General features: G+C 47.1%; 19 protein-coding genes and 2 tRNA genes. 9 read left to right on the top strand and 12 right to left on the bottom strand.

The window, feature by feature from the left end:
- Positions 1–400: 400 nt before the first annotated feature.
- The 3 genes from GC130_RS16945 to GC130_RS16935 all read left to right on the top strand — a co-directional run bounded on the left by GC130_RS16945 (position 401) and on the right by GC130_RS16935 (position 2,864).
- Positions 401–2,074: a hypothetical protein gene (locus GC130_RS16945; RefSeq protein ID WP_151999527.1), complete on the top strand. Its 1,674-nt coding sequence runs from the start codon at positions 401–403 to the stop codon at positions 2,072–2,074.
- A 128-nt stretch (positions 2,075–2,202) separates the two neighbouring features.
- Complete coding sequence (locus GC130_RS16940) at positions 2,203–2,448, top strand: DUF6364 family protein (protein ID WP_151999526.1); 246 nt, start codon at positions 2,203–2,205, stop codon at positions 2,446–2,448.
- Positions 2,445–2,864, top strand: coding sequence for a PIN domain-containing protein (locus GC130_RS16935; RefSeq protein WP_151999525.1), 420 nt, complete (start codon positions 2,445–2,447; stop codon positions 2,862–2,864). The genes GC130_RS16940 and GC130_RS16935 overlap by 4 nt, the downstream gene beginning before the upstream one ends.
- Before the next feature lie 30 nt (positions 2,865–2,894).
- Here GC130_RS16935 and GC130_RS16930 read toward each other — a convergent pair whose 3' ends face one another.
- The 3 genes from GC130_RS16930 to GC130_RS16920 form a co-directional block, all read right to left on the bottom strand.
- Positions 2,895–3,986: a hypothetical protein gene (locus GC130_RS16930; protein ID WP_151999524.1), complete on the bottom strand. Its 1,092-nt coding sequence runs from the start codon at positions 3,984–3,986 to the stop codon at positions 2,895–2,897.
- Between the two features lie 167 nt (positions 3,987–4,153).
- Entirely contained in the window at positions 4,154–5,212 is a 1,059-nt protein-coding gene (locus GC130_RS16925) for an opacity family porin (protein ID WP_151999523.1), read from the bottom strand.
- Between the two features lie 360 nt (positions 5,213–5,572).
- Entirely contained in the window at positions 5,573–5,929 is a 357-nt protein-coding gene (locus tag GC130_RS16920) for a hypothetical protein (protein WP_151999522.1), read from the bottom strand.
- Positions 5,930–5,953: 24 nt separating this feature from the next.
- On the opposite strand from GC130_RS16920, the gene GC130_RS16915 reads away from it, so the two are divergent.
- The gene (locus GC130_RS16915) at positions 5,954–6,229 is read left to right on the top strand and encodes a hypothetical protein (RefSeq protein ID WP_151999521.1); all 276 of its coding nucleotides are present in this window, start codon (positions 5,954–5,956) and stop codon (positions 6,227–6,229) included.
- 108 nt (positions 6,230–6,337) lie between these two features.
- Here GC130_RS16915 and GC130_RS16910 read toward each other — a convergent pair.
- From GC130_RS16910 to GC130_RS16890, 5 genes are all read right to left on the bottom strand, one after another.
- A tRNA-Leu gene (locus GC130_RS16910) sits at positions 6,338–6,464 on the bottom strand.
- Positions 6,465–6,525: 61 nt separating this feature from the next.
- A complete protein-coding gene (locus GC130_RS16905) occupies positions 6,526–6,783 on the bottom strand; it encodes a GIY-YIG nuclease family protein (RefSeq protein WP_151999520.1) in 258 nt (85 codons plus the stop codon).
- An 89-nt stretch (positions 6,784–6,872) separates the two neighbouring features.
- Positions 6,873–6,956 (bottom strand) — tRNA-Leu (locus GC130_RS16900).
- Positions 6,957–7,036: 80 nt separating this feature from the next.
- Positions 7,037–7,333, bottom strand: a complete 297-nt coding sequence (locus GC130_RS16895; protein ID WP_151999519.1) for a putative quinol monooxygenase — start codon at positions 7,331–7,333, stop codon at positions 7,037–7,039.
- A gap of 2 nt (positions 7,334–7,335) precedes the next feature.
- Positions 7,336–8,121: an S-adenosyl-l-methionine hydroxide adenosyltransferase family protein gene (locus GC130_RS16890; protein WP_151999518.1), complete on the bottom strand. Its 786-nt coding sequence runs from the start codon at positions 8,119–8,121 to the stop codon at positions 7,336–7,338.
- Between the two features lie 97 nt (positions 8,122–8,218).
- On the opposite strand from GC130_RS16890, the gene GC130_RS16885 reads away from it, so the two are divergent.
- From GC130_RS16885 to GC130_RS16870, 4 genes are all read left to right on the top strand, one after another.
- Entirely contained in the window at positions 8,219–9,178 is a 960-nt protein-coding gene (locus tag GC130_RS16885) for a PhoH family protein (RefSeq protein ID WP_151999517.1), read from the top strand.
- Positions 9,175–9,654 carry a GNAT family N-acetyltransferase gene (locus GC130_RS16880; protein WP_151999516.1) on the top strand — a complete coding sequence of 160 codons (480 nt, stop codon included), beginning with the start codon at positions 9,175–9,177 and terminating at the stop codon, positions 9,652–9,654. The genes GC130_RS16885 and GC130_RS16880 overlap by 4 nt, the downstream gene beginning before the upstream one ends.
- Positions 9,655–9,672: 18 nt before the next feature.
- Positions 9,673–10,140, top strand: a complete 468-nt coding sequence (locus GC130_RS16875; RefSeq protein ID WP_151999515.1) for a hypothetical protein — start codon at positions 9,673–9,675, stop codon at positions 10,138–10,140.
- Positions 10,141–10,222: 82 nt separating this feature from the next.
- The gene (locus GC130_RS16870; protein WP_151999514.1) at positions 10,223–12,355 is read left to right on the top strand and encodes a ComEC/Rec2 family competence protein; all 2,133 of its coding nucleotides are present in this window, start codon (positions 10,223–10,225) and stop codon (positions 12,353–12,355) included.
- Positions 12,356–12,384: 29 nt separating this feature from the next.
- Here GC130_RS16870 and GC130_RS16865 read toward each other — a convergent pair whose 3' ends face one another.
- The 3 genes from GC130_RS16865 to GC130_RS16855 all read right to left on the bottom strand — a co-directional run bounded on the left by GC130_RS16865 (position 12,385) and on the right by GC130_RS16855 (position 15,837).
- Positions 12,385–13,980, bottom strand: a complete 1,596-nt coding sequence (locus tag GC130_RS16865; RefSeq protein ID WP_151999513.1) for an ABC-F family ATP-binding cassette domain-containing protein — start codon at positions 13,978–13,980, stop codon at positions 12,385–12,387.
- Positions 13,981–14,168: 188 nt separating this feature from the next.
- Positions 14,169–15,224 carry an acyltransferase family protein gene (locus GC130_RS16860; protein WP_151999512.1) on the bottom strand — a complete coding sequence of 352 codons (1,056 nt, stop codon included), beginning with the start codon at positions 15,222–15,224 and terminating at the stop codon, positions 14,169–14,171.
- A gap of 25 nt (positions 15,225–15,249) precedes the next feature.
- The gene (locus tag GC130_RS16855; RefSeq protein ID WP_151999511.1) at positions 15,250–15,837 is read right to left on the bottom strand and encodes an ankyrin repeat domain-containing protein; all 588 of its coding nucleotides are present in this window, start codon (positions 15,835–15,837) and stop codon (positions 15,250–15,252) included.
- A 250-nt stretch (positions 15,838–16,087) separates the two neighbouring features.
- Between GC130_RS16855 and GC130_RS16850 the strand changes: the two genes are divergently transcribed.
- Positions 16,088–18,172 (top strand): helix-turn-helix domain-containing protein, encoded by a 2,085-nt coding sequence (locus GC130_RS16850; RefSeq protein WP_151999510.1) that lies wholly within the window; start codon positions 16,088–16,090, stop codon positions 18,170–18,172.
- On the opposite strand, the gene GC130_RS16845 is transcribed toward GC130_RS16850, so the two are convergent.
- Positions 18,169–20,532, bottom strand: a complete 2,364-nt coding sequence (locus GC130_RS16845; protein ID WP_151999509.1) for an ABC transporter permease — start codon at positions 20,530–20,532, stop codon at positions 18,169–18,171. The two genes, GC130_RS16850 and GC130_RS16845, sit on opposite strands and share 4 nt — an antisense overlap.
- Between the last annotated feature and the right edge of the window lie 56 nt (positions 20,533–20,588).

The following is a 20,588-nucleotide window of genomic DNA, read 5'->3' as shown; positions in this document are numbered from 1 at the left end:
TTTTGGGTATTTGAGGGAGATTCCTTCGAATACTTTTATTCTACTCACGTAAAGGTACACACTTCAGGCCGGAAATGTTCCATTTAAATCATTTAAAAGAGGTTTTTGCTGTTGTTTGAGGAGGAAGGAGCTCATTTATTAACCGACCATGCATTTATACCGCCGCTAACCTATTCATACGGCCGCTTATTTCTTTTTCAGGAAGAATTCAAATGATGGAAGGAGAAAAATTGGGTAGGAGTGGTGAAAATAGGATTTGAATTACAACAGCCACTTTCAATGATGAAAGTCCGATGTATCTCCGTTGTTACGTAACACTTTCTGCACCGTCCCAATAATCCCTCGCTGATGGGTTTTGGAAATTCCCTATATTCGACCCTTATCATAACCAATCGTTTCAATGAAGAGATGTTCCTCCCTTTTTCAGCTTGCTGCTTTGTTAATTCTCATTACCGGTTGCCAGCCAGAACAGCCTCAGCAAGAGATCGTCACTGCCGCTGCGCCCACTACCAAGCGATACGATGACCTGGTGGCCCTGTTCAAAGAGTGGAGGAGCTTCGAAACCCCGCCTTTGAAGGATGGAGCACCTAACTACACTGCAAGTACTTTCGAGAAGCGCTGGACGGAATTTGAGCAACTACAGGGCCGACTGATGGCCGTGGACACTACAGAATGGCCAGTCGAAGAAAAGGTTGACTGGATGGTTGTTTGGGCTGAAATGAACGGCTACGACTTTAATCATCACATATTGAAACCATGGGAAAGAGATCCGGCTTTCTACAAAGTGCTGTGGATGGATCGCAGCGACGTGCCTGCACATGAAGGACCGACAAACCATGCCGCTTTAGATGTTTGGAAGTACAGCTTTCCACTTAACACAGAAGACAAAATACAGTTCCTGGAAGAGCTGTCAGTCATTCCAGCTTTTAACGAACAGGCAAAAATCAACTTAACTGGCAATGCCAAAGACCTGTGGGTAGCGGGCATCAGGGATATTCGCACGCAAAGCGAAGACTTGAAGGGACTGCTGATGCTGCCTGGTGTAAAGGAAGACGCTGGTCTGGTGCAAGTCATCAATGATGGCATTACGTCTACTGAGGAATTGGTTGAATGGTTGGAAGAAAAGGCGGAGACTAAAACCGGGCCATCAGGTGTTGGGAAAGAAAACTACACCTGGTACCTGCAAAATGTTCATCTGGTACCCCTCACGTGGGACGATGAGGTGATGCTGCTGAAACGGGAGCTGTCCCGTGCCTGGGCTTCTCTGAAACTGGAAGAACACCGCAACCGCAACCTGCCTGAGCTCACCGCTGCTGACTCTCCGGAGGCGTTTAAGGAAATGGCAGAAAAGGCAGCGGTTAGTATGATGACGTTTCTGGAGCAAGACGAAATTGTAACGGTGAAGCCCTACTTCGAGCCAGCGCTGAGGGAGCACTTGGGAAGCTATGTGCCGAAGGAAAGGCGCAACTTCTTTTTGATAGGCATGCACTATGACCCACGGCCGCTGTATTCACATTTCTATCACTGGTTTGAACTCGCCCGCATGGACAACGAACCACATGAAAGTGAAATTCGCAAAGGCCCTTTGTTGTACAATATCTTCGATTCCCGCAATGAAGGCACTGCTACAGCCGTGGAGGAGATGTTTATGCAGGCAGGCTTTTATGATGACGACCCAAGAGTAAGGGAAATTGTCTATATCATGATTGCGCAAAGGGCCGCCAGGGGACTGGGGTCACTTTACGCCCAGGCTAACGAAATGAACAGCGTGGAGGCCGGAAGCATTCACTCTGAATACACGCCAAGAGGCTGGATGAAAACTGAAAAGGAACTGCTTCTCTTCGAACAGCATTTATACCTGCGCCAGCCGGGTTATGGCAGCAGCTACATCACTGGCAAGTATCTACTGGAAAATGCCATGGCGGAGTTTGCCAGAATGAAGGAGGCTAACAATGAACCTTTCAAGGTAAAGGACTTCTTTGACCAACTCAATGCCATAGGATGCATCCCAATATCGTTGGGGCACTGGCAAATGACGGGTAATGATGATCATTTGAAGGTGATCAGGGAGTAAGCTGGTAATTTTCTATGCCTTGGCCGACTGGAGAGGGTACTGGACAGGTCAGCATTTCGATGAAAGGCCCATCGAATCTCTTGAATGTTACGTAACAATTTGCTAAATTTGCACGTAACATAAAGCCCATGGATACTAAATTAACTTTGAACGTTGATAAGGAAATCATAGAGCAGGCCAAGGCATATGCTAAGGCCCACAAGGTCAGTCTGTCTAAGTTAATAGAAAGCTATTTATCTTCTTTGACCAGTAAAAGCTCAAAGGGTGCTGAGATAACACCTCTTGTAAAAAGCTTAAGTGGAGTCATTAAAATTGATAGTGATTTTGACTATAAAGAGGGGTATACTGACTACTTGCTTGAGAAGTATAAGTGAAAAAGCTACTGCTAGACACTAACATAGTCCTTGATTTACTAGCCCGAAGAGAGCCATTTTATGAAAGTGCAGCTCATATTATTTCGCTTGGCGACAAAGGAAAGCTGAAACTTTTTGTTAGCGCTCTTACTATTGCCAATACAAATTATGTGCTCGCCAAGTTCAAAGGAGCAGATGAAGCCCGAGAGATCATTAGACGGTTTCTGATGCTGACGAAAGTATTATCCCTGTCGGAAAGGACGATTAGCCTTGCTTTGAATGACATAGCATTCAAAGATTTTGAAGACGGACTACAATATTATACTGCTGTAGAAAACAACCTCGATACAATTATCACCAGAGACCTTAAGGATTTTAAAACCTCAGAAATCCCAGTAATGACAGCTTCGGAATACCTGAGTTCAACCAGTACATAATTGTCTTCCCTACTTAGGCGATAAACCAGTCTACCAACTAAGCCCAATTCCAAAGGCCATCATAACCCGAGGTGCACCGTTTCCTTTGAATACTTGTTTCTCAAATTCTTCGTCGATAGACAGAATTTTTTGAATACCTATTTGTGTCACAAGTCCAAGGTCGCTGGATTTACTGAATACTAATCGACCTCCAAATTCCAATCCCAGGGTTGTGATTTTTCCGAAGCCACCGTCTTTAAAGCTTAGGTTGAAGAACGAGCTGTTCTTTTCCGGGTTGGTATGAATTTTCAATCCTATTGTGAATCCAGCCAAACCACCTCCCATGTGTACACCAAAATAGTCGCTGGCTCTGATTTCATAGTCGACACCTATCAGTGTTAGACCGCCAATCTGATAACCCACCGCCGTGATATTTCTATTCTCCGTATAGGTGTCAGTTGTTGCTTCCTCCGGTGATTCCGCAGGAGCTTGTGCCGTCGAATTATTCTTGCTCTCTGAGGCTTTGTAGTTAGGGTTGTCTCCGCTTACAGGCTGCGTGGCCGAGAACAATGCAGTATCCGAACCAGGTACAGTATTTCTGGAGGGTTGGGGCTTTTCCGTTTTTCCATGCATTACCGACACCCAGTTGGAGTCGTCAAACGCAAAAAGGCTTTTTGCCACGGCCTCCCGTATGTTGGCCTCGTGCAGCTTGGTCACGTCGGTAGCGGTGACCTCCACATGCTGATCGGTGCTGAAAAGCTTGATTTCGCCTGTGAAGAAATCAACGGAAATGTCAGCGTACCCAACCTCACCGACACTTGCCGGTTTTTCGGAAATCTCCAGCCGGTTGACCACCATAATAATAGGAATTTCCTGATCGGTCTTTGGAAAAGCAGATTTTAGATAGCTTTCCAGGGAATTCTCCAGCCCATACTCAAGCTGAGCAAGGCGCAGGGAACCGTTTTGAACAATACCGATCCGGCTTTTGTCGGTTCGGTTGTCAATTATCTCATCTATATAAAAACTTCTGTTGGGAATGTTGATGTAGTCGGGGTTCAGCTTTACGACATAGGTTTTTTGTGCGAACGAGGTGCCTGATGACAAAGCAGTAAACAAGAGGCAGAGTAATAGCTGGTTTTTCATGGTGATAGGTTGGTATTTTTTCCCCAGTCTTTGCTGGGAAATATTGAATATAATATTCAATATAATATTCAATATCCGAAAATTAATATTTTCTCTGTTGAGAAGCCGGTGTAATCGTGTCAAATTTAATACGTCTGTGAAAGGGTATGCGCTGGAGTAATTTTAATCTACCAGCTCAGGCCGATGCCGACCGCCAACACAGCTGATGGGGTATCTCTTCTTTTAAATAATCTGTTTTCAAATTCTTCGTCGATGGAAAGGATTTTCTGAATTCCAATCTGACCCAAAAGACCAAAGTCACTGGATTTGCTGAGGATTAATCGCCCTCCAAGCTCAAAGCCCAGGGAGCTCATCAAACCTAACCCAGCATCTTTATAGCTCAAGTTGAAAAAAGGGCTGTTCTTCTTTGGGCTGGTATGAACTTTCATTCCGGCCGTGAAGCCTTTTATTCCTGCTCCCAAATGAACACCGAAATAGTTGCTCACCCTGATTTCATAGTCAAAGCCAACCAGTGTGTTACCGCCAATCTGATAACCCAGAGCGGTAATGTTTCTGTTTTCTTTCACACCCTTCTTGTATTCATTAGTGATACTTGCATCGTCCTCGGTACGCTCCACAGATTGCGTGAGTGAATACAAATCTATATCTGAGCCCGGAACCGAGTTTTCAGAGAGTCGGGAATTTTCACTTTGGCTACCTATGGCAGCTGCACTATTAAATTCTTCAAATGCAACAAGACTTAGGTTAATTGCCTTTCTGATATTTGCTTCGTGCAGCTCAGTTACGTCAAGGCCACTCACTCCGGTATACTGTTCGGTACCAAACATTTTTATGCCATCCTTGAAGAAGTCCACGGAAATGTCAGCGTAGCCCATCTCGTTGGCTCTTGTCATCTTTTCGGTGATTTCAAGTCGGTTAATCACCATTGTGACAGGTACCTGCCGGGTGTCGGTTTTTGATAGCGAAATTCTGAGATAGGTTATCAGTGCATTTTCCAGTCCATACTCAAATTTTGCTTCGTGAGGGTCATTGAATTTTCCGGTTTGAACAATTCCAATCCACTCTTTATCGGTGTTTCGGTTGTCCGTCACTTTGTCAATGTAGAAGCTTCTGTTGGGGATGTTGATATTGTCAGGCTTCAGCTTTACGACGTAGGTTTTTTGAGCAAACGATGAGCCTGACGACAAAGCAATAAACAAGAGGCAGAGTAATCGCTGGTTTTTCATATTAACTGAGTGACATTTGAAGCCCTTTTGGAGACGGAATATATGAATTATGGGTATTGGAAATGATTATGTGTCAGTAATATTTTGGTTTACAAGGTAGCATACGTTAAAAAACGAACCTATTGAATAGGTTCGTAAATGGGAAATGGCTGAAATCTAGTTGTAATTTGCTGATATAAACGACGTGGTCAGCCAGGGCAATAAAACAGAAAAGCGAAGCGGACGTTTTTTGTGTGATGTTTCACACCAGGTTTCTTAGTTTGAACTAGTCATGAAAGAGGGAAAAACGTCCCTGAAACCTGGGACCCTGGCCTCAACACTCTCCTTTATGCAATCTTGATATGCAAAAACCTATAGGCATTAGCCATTCAATCGCTCAGATAGCAAAGCATTATGTTTCTCCAGAAGTTCTATGTACTTCCTTTGCCATAGTTCCTTTTGCTCCATGCATTGGTCAAGGCTCATGCCGTAGCTTTGCTTTGGCTCACTCACTATCATAAATTCATCACCCATATCTGGAAAGTCCTCCCGAAAGTCGTGACCGATTGCTGTACCATACTTTCGAATGATATGATAAGATAATTCCTCAACCTCAAAATGCCTGTAGGGGGTTGACTGGTCATAACCAGCCTTAGTGGCAATGGCCTGAATAGTCACACCTGTTTTTTCCTTGTAATCGTAAACGACCTTCTTGAGAATTTCGCCTCTGTGCTGCATAATGCAAATGTCCGCTGATCATTTATGAAAAAAAAAGACATAATAATTGTATTTATACTGAATTTACAGCATAATTACTGTATTTTTACTTTGAAAGAAAAAGTTAGAAAAATGCCATACTTCAATCTCAAAGAATTAAAGGCTCAGTTGCCAAAGGGTTACACCAGCAAAGTCGCTACACTTGCCGACTGTACGGAGCGAAGGGTCATCCGATTTTTTAAAGGCGAACTTTATGACACACAAATCCATTGGGCAGCACTTGAAGTAGTTGAAGAATTCAAAAAGGAAGAAGCTCACTGACGGCACAATAAGCGCAAAGGATCATGAAGGCGGGATCGTCTATTGACAAAAAATACACCTTCGCAGAGACGTGGAAGCCAGCAAATAGAATTGCAGACCTAGCAGTTTTGGTACCTGGGGCCGGACTCGAACCTGCCTGACGGCAGGCAGGCCGGCATGGGGTTGCCCCCGAAGGTGTTTGAGACCTTTGCGTCTACCAACCTGCCTGACCGCAGGCAGGTTTCGCTACCCAGGCATCATGTGAAGGAACTCCGTTTGGTGCTGGGGGATCGATCTGATTTCAATAAATTGTGTAATCAATCCGTATCAGGAAGAGCATCCCTTAAGGCTTTTAAGAATTCTTTGCCAATGCCCGACTTGAAATATTTTTCCCTCACTCTCGCTTCTACTCTTGTTGGGTGAATTTCCTTATAAACAAGGATAAAGGGAGCGTATGGTTTGGTTGTCTTGTTCTGCCCTGAATTATGCTGCCGGAATCGTCGATCCCAATTGTCGGTCAATCCAACGTGAATATAGTTTCTTGACAAACTGCTTATGGCGTAAACGTGAAACATGAAAAGCAGCAGGTTTGAACTGTTGGTAAATGCCCATTTATTATGTGCACAGCCTGGCCGATGGAGTTAACCGATAGCATTTAAGCTAGTACCTGGGGCCGGACTCGAACCGGCATGGGGTTGCCCCCGAAGGTGTTTGAGACCTTTGCGTCTACCAATTTCGCCACCCAGGCATGATGTGAAGGAACTCCGTTTGTGGTCTCAATTCCGAAACGGGATGCAAACATATTTAAAGAATGTATTAAATCCAAAGCTAATTTACATCCATTAGAACTTCATTGGAAAAGGCAATCGGCTTTTCCGCAAAAAGCACCCTTGTCTTCGCCCAGGTGGTTTTGAATAGCTCTGAATGCCGATAGTTTTCCAGATCGGTCGCAGTTTGCCAGTGGCTGTAGGTGGTGAAGGCGTTTGGCATCTCCGTGCTTTGCCATAGCTCCAAATGCTGGCAACCCTCGAAATGCCGGATTTTGCTTTTGGAATTGTTGAAGATCGTCAGGAACTCGCTGACTTTATCGGGATGAAAGGTCATGCGCACAATCCTGATAATCATAGCTATTCAGTTACGAAGTTGATAAAAACGGGGGAGTCGTAGTGGAGTCCCAGCAGGTCAGACCCATGGCCGTTGTTGATGCCAATTTCCAGCAAGCCCGATTGGTTGAAGATGAAAAAGCATTCGCCACCTTCTACGGAGAAATAGGACTCGTGAATTTCGGTAGAGCGCTCCCTTCCAAAAGATATTTCGAAGCCTTTTTGCTGGTTAAGCTCCATGATGGTATCAAAGTCATCTTTCGCAATGTTGGTGATCAAATTGCCGTAATGGTCGATATGAATCACATGGCCGGTGATTTGCTTTTTGGTCGTTTTGCCCTTTTTCTTGATGAGTGTATTGAGCTCAGGCACCATTTGTCCCAGGTCATGAATAGACTTGCCACTGGCCAGGTAAGAAGCGGCTTGCGCATACATGTTTCTGGCTGGAAAAGTAGTTTTCTTTTTATTGATCAGGTCGAGGGTTACAATGGCTGTTGGCTTTTGCGTGGAAATCAGGCTGAAGATGCCATTGTCGGGCCCTACGAAGAAGTGATCCTCCAGCTTCACTGCCACTGGCTTGTCCTCTCTTTTTCCGGTCGAGTTCACGGCCACCATATGCACCGTACCCTTAGGAAAATCACGAAAGACCGATTCCAGAAGGTAGGAAGCCTCTGCAAGGTTGCACGATGCCACTCCATGGGTAATGTCAACTATTTGTAATCCAGGGTTGACGCTCATTATTGCTGCCTTCACTGCTGCCACGTAATGGTCTGACGTACCGAAATCTGACAGAAAAGTGATGAGAGCCATGTAGGAAGACGCAAATAATAGTTAGTTTTACAGGGGCAAAGTAAATAAAAATAAAGCACTTAGCTGATTACTAACAGAATCTAAAATAGATCATCATTTGATAGAAAAGGTCATCACACTGGAGAATATCTCCCTTCTCGATTTTCTTGGGATTGAGAACCAAAATATTAAGCAAATTGCCCAGGCGTTTCCTCAAAGCAAGATCATCTCCAGAGGAAATGAGATAAGGATACAAGGCAGCACACCCGAAATCATCAGGATCAACGATATCCTTAATTCGCTGATTCAGCACTACAATAAGTTCGGTATGGTAACCGAAGAGAACGTTACCAACTACCTGACCCAGGAAGACGAGACTGTGCTGGATGAGGACAAAGATGATGTGCTTATTTATGGCACCAAGGGGTTTAAGATCGTCCCGAAAACGCCCAATCAAAAAGCACTTGTAACAGCGTCCCGGAAGAACGACCTGGTTTTTGCCATCGGGCCGGCAGGTACCGGCAAGACCTATATTTCCGTGGCACTGGCAGTAAAGGCACTCAAGAACAGAGAGGTGAAAAAAATTATCATCACCCGTCCGGCGGTAGAAGCTGGAGAAAACCTTGGGTTTTTGCCTGGTGACCTGAAAGAAAAAATCGACCCGTATCTTCGTCCGATCTACGATGCACTGGACGACATGGTACCACCTGAAAAACTGAAGTTCTATCAGGAGAATAGGGTGATAGAAATAGCGCCGCTTGCCTACATGCGGGGCCGTACACTCAACCACGCCTTTATTTTGCTGGACGAAGCGCAGAATACCTCGGCCATGCAAATCAAGATGTTTCTGACCAGGATGGGCCCCACCTCGAAAGTGATCATTACGGGCGACAAGTCGCAGGTTGATCTGCCCAAAAAGCAAAAGTCAGGTCTTATTGAAGCATTGAACGTGCTGAAGGACGTGAAAGGGATTGGCTTTGTGGAACTGGATGGCAAGGATGTGGTAAGACATAAGCTGGTAAGAGAAATTATCAAGGCTTATGATCAGTTTGACGAAGGAGAAGAAGACCGCAAATGAGTGATATAGCCGTTAGGAAAATCGCCTCGAACGAAGACCTGGAGCATGCCTTTTACATCCGCCGCAGGGTGTTTATGGAGGAGCAAAAGGTGAGTGAGGCGGACGAATATGACGGTTTGGATGAATCTTCAACCCATTTTCTGGCTTTTTATGGAAGTCAGCCTGCTGGCACCGCCAGGTGGAGATATGTAGAAAATAACGTAAAGCTCGAACGGTTTGCCGTACTTGTTAGTTTTAGGGGAAAGGGAGTTGGTAAAGAGCTGTTGAAAAAGGTAATGGGAGATGTACTTGCGACCGTTCCGTTGGGAACCAGAGTCTTTCTTCATGCACAAGTGGACGTGGTGCCTTTGTATCAATCGCATGGGTTCGTGACCGTGGGAGAGGAGTTCGAAGAGTGTAACATTCTTCATATTGAAATGGAGTACGATACAATAGCTGACTTTGAGAAAATCAGCTTGGAAATTGAGACCAGTTAAAGCTTAAACGATAGAGAATTGACAGCATTGGAAAGAATAACTCATTTTTTTGAGTTGGCAGGCGGGGATCTTCACCTTCTTAAGCACGATTATTTTGTTATTGGTAGCGCCGCCATGGTGCTGGCAGGGTGCGAAATGTACAAGATAGGAGACATCAACCTGCTGACCTCCAGTGCAGACGCTAACTTCCTCAAGGAACAATGGAAAGACAGGCAGGTAAAGGACCATGTCTATGCCTATGACAGAATTTTCAGGTCTAACTCGGGCAGGTTTCGCTTCAAAGGAGTTGACGCAGAGGTGATGGGAAACCTTGAAGTGAATGCGGGACAACAATGGGTGCCATTGCTTGTCAGGCAATTTATGAACGTGACCGTGGCGGGCATGCAAGTGAAAATACCCACTATCAAGGAGCAGCATCGGATTTATCGTTTTTTCGGCCGACCCAAGGACATCCAGAAGGCAGGGTTGCTGTTGAAGCATCTATAAGAAGGTTTTTCATTATTATCTTTACCAAGAACTTTTCCAATTAGAGCGACAGAATCACTATTTTTAGAAAAATAGTAGCCAATTGATCCGCTGGAGTGCCATACCTTTTGTTAGAATTTTCATAGCCTGTGCTGCTGGCATCGCCTGCCATGAGTTGTTTCTGAGAGAAAGCTGGTTTTCCCCTTCGTACATAGGGCTTGTTTGGCTTGTGGTATTGCTCCTGTGGTTTTATTCCAGAAAAAACGCTGCCCGAAGTCTGCGCTACCTTTTCGGTATCGTGTTTATGCTTTCCATAGGCCTTGTGGGCATCCTCAGAAGGCAGTCAACTGAGGCCATATTTCAGGAAAATCATTTATATACAAGCAAGTCGTCGATAGATTTTTATAAAGGAATTCTGGTAGATGACCCAATAGAAAAGACAAATACGTGGGCGTTTGATATCCAGGTGGCAGCCATTAGGTCGGGTGATTCATTGCTGCGAAAGACCGGATTGGTGCAGGTTTACCTGAAAAAGGACTCCGCTACCACGGCCAACCTTAGTGCCCTGAAGTACGGCACGGTACTTTGGATCCACGGAAGCCCGGAAGAAATCAGACCGCTGCGTAACCCTGGCGGATTTGACTTTAAGCTGTACATGGCCAGGAAAGGCATTCATTTTCAGGACTATGTTACCTTTGACGATGTTCTCCTGGCAGGCTCAGACCCTCCTAACAGGTTAGTGAGCCTTTCCATGGGCTGGAGGAGAGAGCTGCTACACGTGCTGAGGGAATACCTGCCCGATGTGCGGGAGCGGGGCATAGCGGAGGCGCTGATACTCGGCCAGAAAGATGAAATCGACATCGAACAACGCCGAGCCTATGCGGCAGCTGGTGCCATGCATATTCTGGCTGTGTCGGGCCTGCATGTGGGTATCATCTACATGATTCTGGCATTCTTGCTAACGCCATTGGAGAAGCGTAAATACGGCAAGCTGGTGCGATTTATCATTTTATTTGCCAGCCTTTGGGGCTTTGCGCTGATCACCGGCATGTCGGCTTCGGTGCTGAGGGCTGTCACCATGTTTTCTATTGTGATGGTAGCGGAGGGCCTGGGTCGAAAGACTAATATCTACAATTCACTGGCGCTGGCTGCATTTGTGCTTCTCCTTTACGACCCCAACTTTCTCTTTCACGTGGGCTACCAGCTTTCGTTTCTGGCGGTGCTGGGTATTGTTTATCTTCAACCCTTTCTGTACCGCCAATGGGCGGCGCCTCATTGGCTGCTCGATAAAATCTGGGCCATCACCTGCGTTTCCCTGGCTGCTCAGCTAGCCACAGGGCCATTGAGTATCTACTATTTCAATCAGTTTCCCAGTTGGTTTTTGTTATCCAATTTGCTCGTCATCCCGGCGGCATTTCTGATCCTAAGCACCGGAGTGGCTTTATTTGCTGTTCATTATGTGTCATCATTTTTGGCCGGAGTGATCGCCTTTATGCTGAAATGGATGGTGTTTGGCCTCAACTGGTTTGTGGAGTTTATTGAGCAACTACCGGCCAGCCAAATCTTCCCTATTTCCTTTTCGTCCGCACAAACCTGGCTGTTGTACGGTGCCCTTCTGTTAATGCTGTTCTGGTGGCAAAGCCGTAACTATCGGTGGTTTCAGTATATGGCTGCCTGCCTGCTGCTGTTTGTTCTGTCGAAAGGACTTTTTGTAGCAGACAAACATCAGAAAAGGGAGCTGGTGATCTACGAAATGACCGGCTACACTGCCATGGATTATCAGGAAGGAGGGAAGGTGTTTCACTATTTTGATGAAGCCTTTAAGCAGGAGGAGCGACTATTCAATCTCAATGTGAGACCTCACCTGATCCAGCAGGGCACAATGATCCCTTTTGTTTCCCATGCCGACAACTGGCTCCCTCAAACAGTGTTGATAGAAGACACCCTCGTTGCAATAAAGGTCGGCAGCTTGAAAGTACTTCATCTGCAGAACCCGCTGCCGAAGCGTAAGGCTTTTTCCGAGCCCCTGGCGGCTGATCTTTTGATTGTCTCCAACCAGAGCTTTTGGTCGACTGACCTTGGAAAGTACTTTGCTCCGCAGGAGATCGTTTTTGACGGAACTAGCAGGTTCAACTACCTGAGCGGAGCTTCGAAGGCGTTGCAGGGAACGGGGGTAAAAGTCTACATCATTCCATGGGAAGGTGCCTATGTAAGAGATTTGAGACAGCGAGAGTAGTAGCGTGGCTCTCGCTGACTTGCATTTTTTTACCGCAAAAGAATTTCCCTATCCACATTTACCTGATCCAGAAAATAGCCATCGTGTGACACCACCAGCAGCGTGCCCTCATATTCGTTGATAGCCCCGGTCAAAATCTCTATGTTCTGGATGTCGAGGTTGTTGGTAGGCTCGTCCAACACGATGATGTCGGGTGACTGGTGGCTGATGGTGAGGCAGCAGAGCATCAGCCGCATTTTTTCACCTCCGCTTAGCGCACTGCATGGCTTGCCCCATTCTTCTTTGGAAAACAGAAACCTGGCCAGCCTTATTTTGACCTCGTGTTCCAGCAATGGTGGCTTGGAGGTGTTGAATAGCTGGGCTTGTTCATACACAGTGAGCTTGCTGTCGATCAGGGAGTAGTCCTGGTCGATGTAAACGGAAGAACTGCCCGCCCGGTAGACAGTGCCCGCCTGCGGCGTCGCATCGCCGAGGATCAGCCGGAGTAAGGTCGTTTTGCCGGCCCCATTGTCCCCTTTGATGGCCAATCTGTCGCCACTGTTAATACTAAAGCTGAGCGGCTGCCACCACAGCGGGGTTTGGTTGTAGTTGTAGTTCACATTTTTTCCCTCCACCAGCAATTTGCCCCGGTGGAGATTGGAATTATCAAAGCCAAACTTCATTTTATCCTGGTCCGGCAGCTCTTTTCTGAGTGAGCTGAGCTCCTGGGAGATCTCGCCTATCTTTTCTGCGTGAACGCCTTTGAGCCGTGATGTGCTTTTTTCGGCCTTGTCCTTCATGAGGTTCATCATGATGGTCGGCATGCCGGCTTTCTGCTGCTTTTTCTTTCCCCGGGCATCCTGCTTTTGCTTTCTTTCGGCAGCCTCCCGTTCCACTTCTTTTGCCTTTCGCAACGCCTTCTCTTTGCTTCTTACATCGTGTTGCAGCGCCTGGCTTTCTATTTCCTTCTGCTCTACGTAAAACTCATAGTTGCCTCCGTACGTGGTTACTTTGCCGCGGCTGAGCTCATAAACATTGTCGAGCAAGTTCAAAAGTTGCCTGTCGTGACTGACGACAACTGATGTCAGGGTATTTGACCGCACCAGCTGGTACAGCAGCTCCCGGCCGGCTGTGTCGAGGTGATTGCTGGGCTCGTCGAACAGCACAAGGTCGGGCTGGTGAATAGCAATGCCAGCAAGAAACGCCCGTGTTTTTTGCCCGCCACTCAGCGTGCTCATATTGCTGGTCAGCGGCAGGTTGCTAAGGCCCCAATTTGACAAAGCTTCGCTGCACCTTTCGTCTATCGTCCAGTCGTCGTCAAGTAGGGCCATATTGTCCTCCGTAACGTTGCCTTCCAGAATTTCGTGCAAGGCCTGGATTTTACTGTCAACTTTTAAGGCCTGTGCAATAGTCAGGTGGTTGAATTGCCCAAACAATTGCGGAACGTAATAAGGCTTTGAGCCGGACTGCACTGCTCCGGAGGTCGGTTCAAGTTCGCCCGCCATGATTTTCATGAGCACACTTTTGCCTTCGCCATTGTTGCCGATGAGGGCTACCTTGTCGTGTCGGTTGATGGTGAGGTTGAGATGGCTGAACAGCACATCCTTATTGGGATGGGTATAGGTAATGTCTTGAAGAATAAGCATGACGAATTTCTTTCTGTAGAAGTGAACAAAATGCAGCGGAGTGAAGGGAGGCTGCCTACTTTATTTGAAAGAAATCGGATTTCACATGGAGTGTTACTGCTTAGACTTTTTGTGTTACGGAAGTAAGGGAGATTTTGTTGCAATGGCTCGGATTTCAACGAACCATTGCAACCAATCATAGGACAAAATTAGGATGATTTCCATTTTAAACCGAACAACGGCCTCAGGAATTTCACTCTTCTGATCACTTCATAAGTAGCGAAGCAACCAAGAGTCGTGAACATCAACACCATCAGGAACTGGACAGGTGCGGCGACATTGAGCTGGAAAATGAATTTCGACCCCAGATAAAGAAACACCATGTGCAGGATATACACCGGATAGGCAGCCTGACTCAGATAAGTAAGTGCTTTGCCACCCTGGTTGAGGTATTTGTATCCAAAAGCAAAAACTGCAAAGATCCAAAAATTCGACTCGATAGATTGCAGGTAATTAGGGGCGGCCTGATTAAATACGACCATGCGAACAACAAACAGCGCACTGGCCATAGCAACGAATATCCACTTCCACTTCAGGATCATTTCCAGAAAGGGCTGTCCACTAAGTACAAAACAGAACCCAAAGAAAAACGCCAGCAACCCAAGGACGAAACCGTGCCATGTGGTAGCATATAGCGAATAAATACCAGGGCTCACCAGCCAGGCTTCTGCGGCGAAGGCGAGCAAAGTGGCCAGGAGTCCAAGCGGGTTACCAAACAGCCATTTGATCCCTTTGGCTACTTCCCCTTCTTCATGATGCTTCAGATAGAAGAAGATGGGGGAGAGCGCAAGCACGTAGATGAAGATGTTGCCCAGGAACCAAAGGTGGCCCGGGTTGTATTCATAGCCGGCTGTCATCTTGTAATGCGACTTCCAAAGGTAGATGTGGATAGGCACGATGGCGAACATGCCGAAAAGAAAAGGAACCAGGATACGGCCTGAGCGCTCCAGCATCAGCTCTTTCCAGTTCCTGCGCCTCAGCGCAAAGTAGACACCCATACCAGAGACAAAAAACAGCAGGGGAATTCTCCACACGTTCAGCATCGACATGGGAATCCAAAGTGATTCCCATGTCTTTTCAGAGGTGATGAACCCGACCATCACTCCCCAGGTTTGGAAGCCGATGGCCACGTGGTAAATCAGCAGCAAGCCGATGGCTATCACCCTCAGCCAGTCAATATCGTATCTTCTAATAGTTGTTGCCATTTTGATTAGTCTTTGATATTGGGAATTAGTTCAGCATTGCAGCCACCTCAGGTCTTGTCTTTTCTATGTAAGCATAGTCGAGCTTCAGGCCCATAGGAGCAAGCATGGTGGCCATCATTTCGTAGCTGCCCTTTACGTCGGCATAAGGGACCGACACGCCGTCGTAGGCGGTAGCACCATACTTGTTTTTGATGGATTTGTCGGCACCTTTATCGAGCAGCATTTGCACGATTTCGGGGCGACAGAAAAACGCAGCTGAGATCAGCGCTGTCGAACCATCATTGTTTTGGAAATTGATGTCAGCACCTGCATCGATAAGAAGTTTGGCTGCTTCGGGCTTGCCGAACACTGCTGCTGATATCAGCGGGCTGGAGCCTCCGAATGGGTCTTTCTCATTCAGGTTGGAGCTGGCAGCGATATGCTGCTTTACTGCTTCGATGTTTCCCGAGATCACAGCCGTGTGAATGTCAACATCCGGTGCAGCAACTGCTGAGCTTTCGCTGGTAGATTCGCTTTTCACTTTTTTGTCTGAACAGGCAACTGTTACTAAAAGGGCTGCTACGAGCGCCAGACGTGTCATTGTTTTCATTGTGTTTTTCATCATCGTTTTCATAATTCTTCAAGTTTAGTTTCTGAGAAATTTTGTTTGAGGCAAAGTTCCGTCAAGGCTTGGCGCAGCACTAAACACGATTGCAGCCGAAACCATAAAGTTTGGCCATGAGATGAAAATTATGACGATTTGATATAAATTATGACGCAAACCTGCTTGAAAGCACGCTTGCATTACTCATTTCAGAACGTTTGTGACTTCCACTTGGAATCACCATTTTTGTAGAGCTTGCACAACTTTTAGCTGCCTGATAATGGAGAACCAAAGCCCAACCGGTCTGACGGAGGGAAATGATTTTTTGACTCAACTTACAGTAATCATCGGCGACAACCTTTCTGATGAAAACTTCGGTGTATCGGAGCTGGCCAGTGAGGTGAACATGAGCCGTTCGAACCTGCTGCGCAAGATCAGCAAACTGACCAGGCTTTCCGCCAGCCAGTTTATTCGCCAGGAAAGGCTTAAGAAAGGCATGGAGCTGCTCAGGCAAACTTCGATGAACGTGTCCGAGGTGTCGTACAAAGTGGGCTTTGGCAGCACGTCTTATTTCATCAAATGTTTTCGTGAGTATTATGGCTATCCGCCCGGGGAGGTGGGCAAAAGAGATCATCATGAACCGTTGAGTGCAGCCGTTCCTGAAAAAGGAAAATCGCTCAAGATTCCGTTGTTAGCAGTAGCGGCTTTTCTTGTTGTCGGAGCCACTGTATGGTGGTTTTTTTATCCCCCAAAAGCCTCGGAGCCAGCGCAGCCTGCGCTCGATAAATCGATAGCCGTGCTGCCCTTCAAAAACGAAAGCAACGACTCCACCAACGTTTACCTTATTAATGGGCTGATGGAGTCGACCCTGACTAACCTGCAAAAGATGCGTGACGTCAGGGTGATCAGCCGCACATCTTCTGAAAAGTACCGCAACACGAGCAAGTCAATTCCCGAAATGGCGAAGGAATTAAACGTAAGCTATTTCGTAGAAGGAAGCGGGCAGAAAATTGGTGATAAAATATTGTTAAACATCCAGTTGATTGAAGCAGCCACCGACCGCCACCTTTGGGCCAAGCAGTACAGGAGGGAGGCGAAAGATATTTTTGAATTGCAGGAAGAAGTAGCTAAAAACATCGCCGAGGAGATACAGGTGTTCATTACACCGGAAGAGGAAGAAAGAATTGGAAAACGGCCGACAGAGAGCCTGGCAGCCTATGATTTTTACCTGAAAGGAACGGAGCTATTCTATCAAAGCACGGGCGAAAGCCTGAAGGCGTCGATTCCCTATTATAAAAATGCTATTGATATCGACGATCAATTTGCCCTGGCCTATGCCGATCTCACCATGGTGTATTTTTACCTGGACATCTATCGATCGGACAAGCTATATAGTGAAGAAATAAGCCAGAGCTCGGAACGGGCGTTTGCTCTCGACCCGACACTGGCGGAGAGCCTTGTGGCAAAGGCCCTGGCCTACATTTATGAAGAAAAGAACGAGCAGGCAGTGCCTTACCTGGAAAAGGCGCTGGAGTACAATCCCAACTCGGGTGTTGTTCTGCACTTCCTTTCTGAATATTATTTTTCCCGACAGCCCGACACAGGCAAGTACCTGGAGTATGCCCTGATGAAGGCGAGAGTGGACATTGCGGCGGACTCCACCACTCAGAGTTACAACTACCTGCAGATAAGTAATGCGTTGGTGCAGGCAGGGTTCGTGGAAGAAGCACTTTTTTACATCGACAATGCCCTAGCGTATGAGCCCGACAACACTATTGCAAAGATGGTAAAAGTATTCACCCGGTTAGCCAAAACCAGAAGCTTTGCTGGGGCAAAAGACTTTCTGATGAAAGAGCTGGAAAGTGACCCCAACAATGTGATGTTCTTACAGGAGTTGGGTAACACCTGTTTTGTGCTGAGGGACTACGAAAACTCTTACCGTTACTATAGTAAATTTATTCACTTAAAGGACAGCCTTCATCTCGACTTGTACACCCACGCCAACCTTAAGATTGGGGCCGTATATGAAAAAATGGGGTTCAGTGATGAGGCCCGGCAATTCATCAGTCGCTTTAAGCGGTATGCCGACGACGATCCCACGATTTACATGCATGTGAACCAGGCTGCATACTTTGCCTATTTGAAAGATTGGCCAAAGGCCATCGAGGAGGTGACCTTGTTTTCAAAACAGGACAACTTCTACATTTGGGTGCTGATGCTGGATATGGATCCCATGTTTGAACCGATTAAAGATCGGCCAGAATTTCAAAAAGCATTTGGCGCAGTAAAAGCGAAGTTTTGGAAGGACCACGAGGAGATCAAAGCCTCGCTGGAAGAAAAGGGACTGCTGCCGATCACCCTCTAGTCCCTAATGAGCCTAGCCGGATTAGTATTCCACGTTTTGCCAATGCTCAGCACCACAGTGGCTACCCCAAGCACAAGCACTCCCAGGCAAGCTGCCACAAACACCCATGGACTAATGCCATCCCTCAGCGCAAAAGACTGCAACCATTGGGTGATCAGCCAGAAGCAAGCCGGAGCGATCACCACAAACGAAACTCCGATCAGCAGCAGGTATTCTTTTGAAAACAACCTAACGATAGATCCGTAGCTGGCGCCGATAATTTTTCGCACCCCCACTTCCTTTTTCCTTTGTGAAATGGTGAGTGAGCAGAGGCCAAAAAGTCCAAGGCACGACACCATGATGGTGAGTACGCTGAAGGAAGTGAACAGCGTAAGCGCTCTGTCTTCCTGATCGTACTGAGCGGCCAGGGATTGATCCAGGAAATGGGCGCTAAAAGGGTCGTTCGGAAAAAGATTTTTCCACTCTTGCTCCAACAAAGGCATTTGATCAGCCACCGGATAGTCTGCCCTGAACCGCACCAGCATATGCACGGTAACGTCGTCGCCGAACATGATGATGGTGGGTTCTAAGCCTACGTGCAGCGACTGAAAATAGAAGTCTTTCATTACCCCGATCACCTTTACAGAGCCATCGGCATGCACCTGCTCGCTGAGGGGATCGTCCCAGCCCCAAAGTTGAGCGAATGCTGTATTCACAATGGCGGTGGTATGTTTATCTCCAGGCCGGGCGGCATCAAAGTTTCGCCCTTCGAGCAGTGCTACGTCCAGTGTCGAAAGGTAGTCAGCATCAACCGTGAACACATTCACCAGCCTGCTCTCGCCATTGGGTTTTACGCCCAATGTGCCTTTTCGGGGTTCTTCGTCAGGGATAGCGCCATAGCCGGTGCTCGACACCTTTTCTATGGCACTGTTTTGTAACAAAATCTGCTTGAACACATTCAGACTTCCTGCCGCCAGCGAATCGTCAGGTGTGTCGATCACTACCACGTTCTCTTTACGGAAACCCATGTCGTAGTTGCTCATGAAACGCATTTGCTGGTGGATCAGCAACGTGCAAATGATCAGTCCCATGGCAATGGCAAACTGTGCGAGTATCGACAGCTTCCGGAACCATTGACCCCGGATGCCGGTGATTTTCCCCCTTAGTGCCTGCAGAGGTTGAATAGAGGAAGTGAAAAAAGCGGGAAAGCTTCCCGCAAGCACACCGACCACTACCACTGTAGCAAATGAGACGGAGAGGAAGGTAAGATTGAATAACCGGATGGCTTCGAAGCTTTTACCGGTAATTTCATTAAACAGGGGCATGGCTAGCACAACAATTATCATGGCAATAAGAAAAGCCATCAGGGCGATGAGCACAGACTCGCTGAGGTACTTAAACACCAGCTGTGGAAAACGGGCACCAACAATCTTACGGATGCCCACTTCCCGGCCTCGTTCGAGAGATTGTACCAGCGAAAAGTTGATGAAATTGATGCTGCCGATCACCATCATAAGCAGCGCTACGGAAGCAATGATATAAATGAAGGCCATATTGCCCTTGGGGGTGTCATCGTACGTCGGCTCCCGGAAGTGGACGCCGCTGAAAGGCTCTACTGGCATATGGATAGTAAGGTCAGCTTCATCCAGCAGGTCGTTAAGGGTTTTTTCAGCATTGCTCACCATTCGTTCTTTGAAGGAAATAAGCGCCGGATCAGATTGGAGGTACTGTTCTTTGAGCAGCACGTAAGTATGGTATTCAAAGTCGAACCAACCTTTCTCCGCCTGGCTGTCCATTGACACCAGGGCGGTAAATTTAAGGTCGGTAGCTGTCGGAATGTCGTGTATGAGCCCTGTTACCTGGTGGGGCTGCTCATTGATAGTAAGCACTTTGCCCATGGGCTGCTCTGCGCCAAAGTACTTCTCAGCCAGGGTTTTTGTCAGCACGATGCTATTGGGAGCTGTGAGGGCGGTGCCGGGGTCTCCTTCAATGAGAGGAAAGGTAAGTACGTGGAAGATTTCCGGATCGGCTTGGAGAATATCATTCTCCTGAAAGATGTTGGAGCCGTACTTGACTGACCGAACAGTCATGCTGGTTGTTCGCACTGCCTCCTCCACTTCTGGGAAATCCTGTTTCAGCATAGGTGTCAGCGCTCCCGGTGCCGTAGACACCTTGGTGACCGACTCGCCGGAGTTGATCTGCGAGGTGACCACATAGATACGGTCAAGCTTTTCGTGGTACTGTTCGTAGCTAAGCTCTTCGGCGATGTACAAGCCGATGAAAATACAGGCAGCAAAGCCGATAGCCAGGCCAAACACATTGATAAAACTGAGGGTTTTATGGCGGGAAAGGAAGCGAAGGTAGGCGGTTAGGTTATGCATGAAAATGGTGATTGCGGAAGTTGCTTCAACAAGGCAAGTCCCGTTGTTTGAAAACT

Origin of the sequence: Imperialibacter sp. EC-SDR9, from assembly GCF_902498805.1 — a bacterium.
Taxonomy (GTDB): domain Bacteria; phylum Bacteroidota; class Bacteroidia; order Cytophagales; family Cyclobacteriaceae; genus Imperialibacter.
The sequence above is the reverse complement of the archived record's forward strand: the minus strand, read 5'-3'. Positions and strand labels throughout refer to the sequence as shown.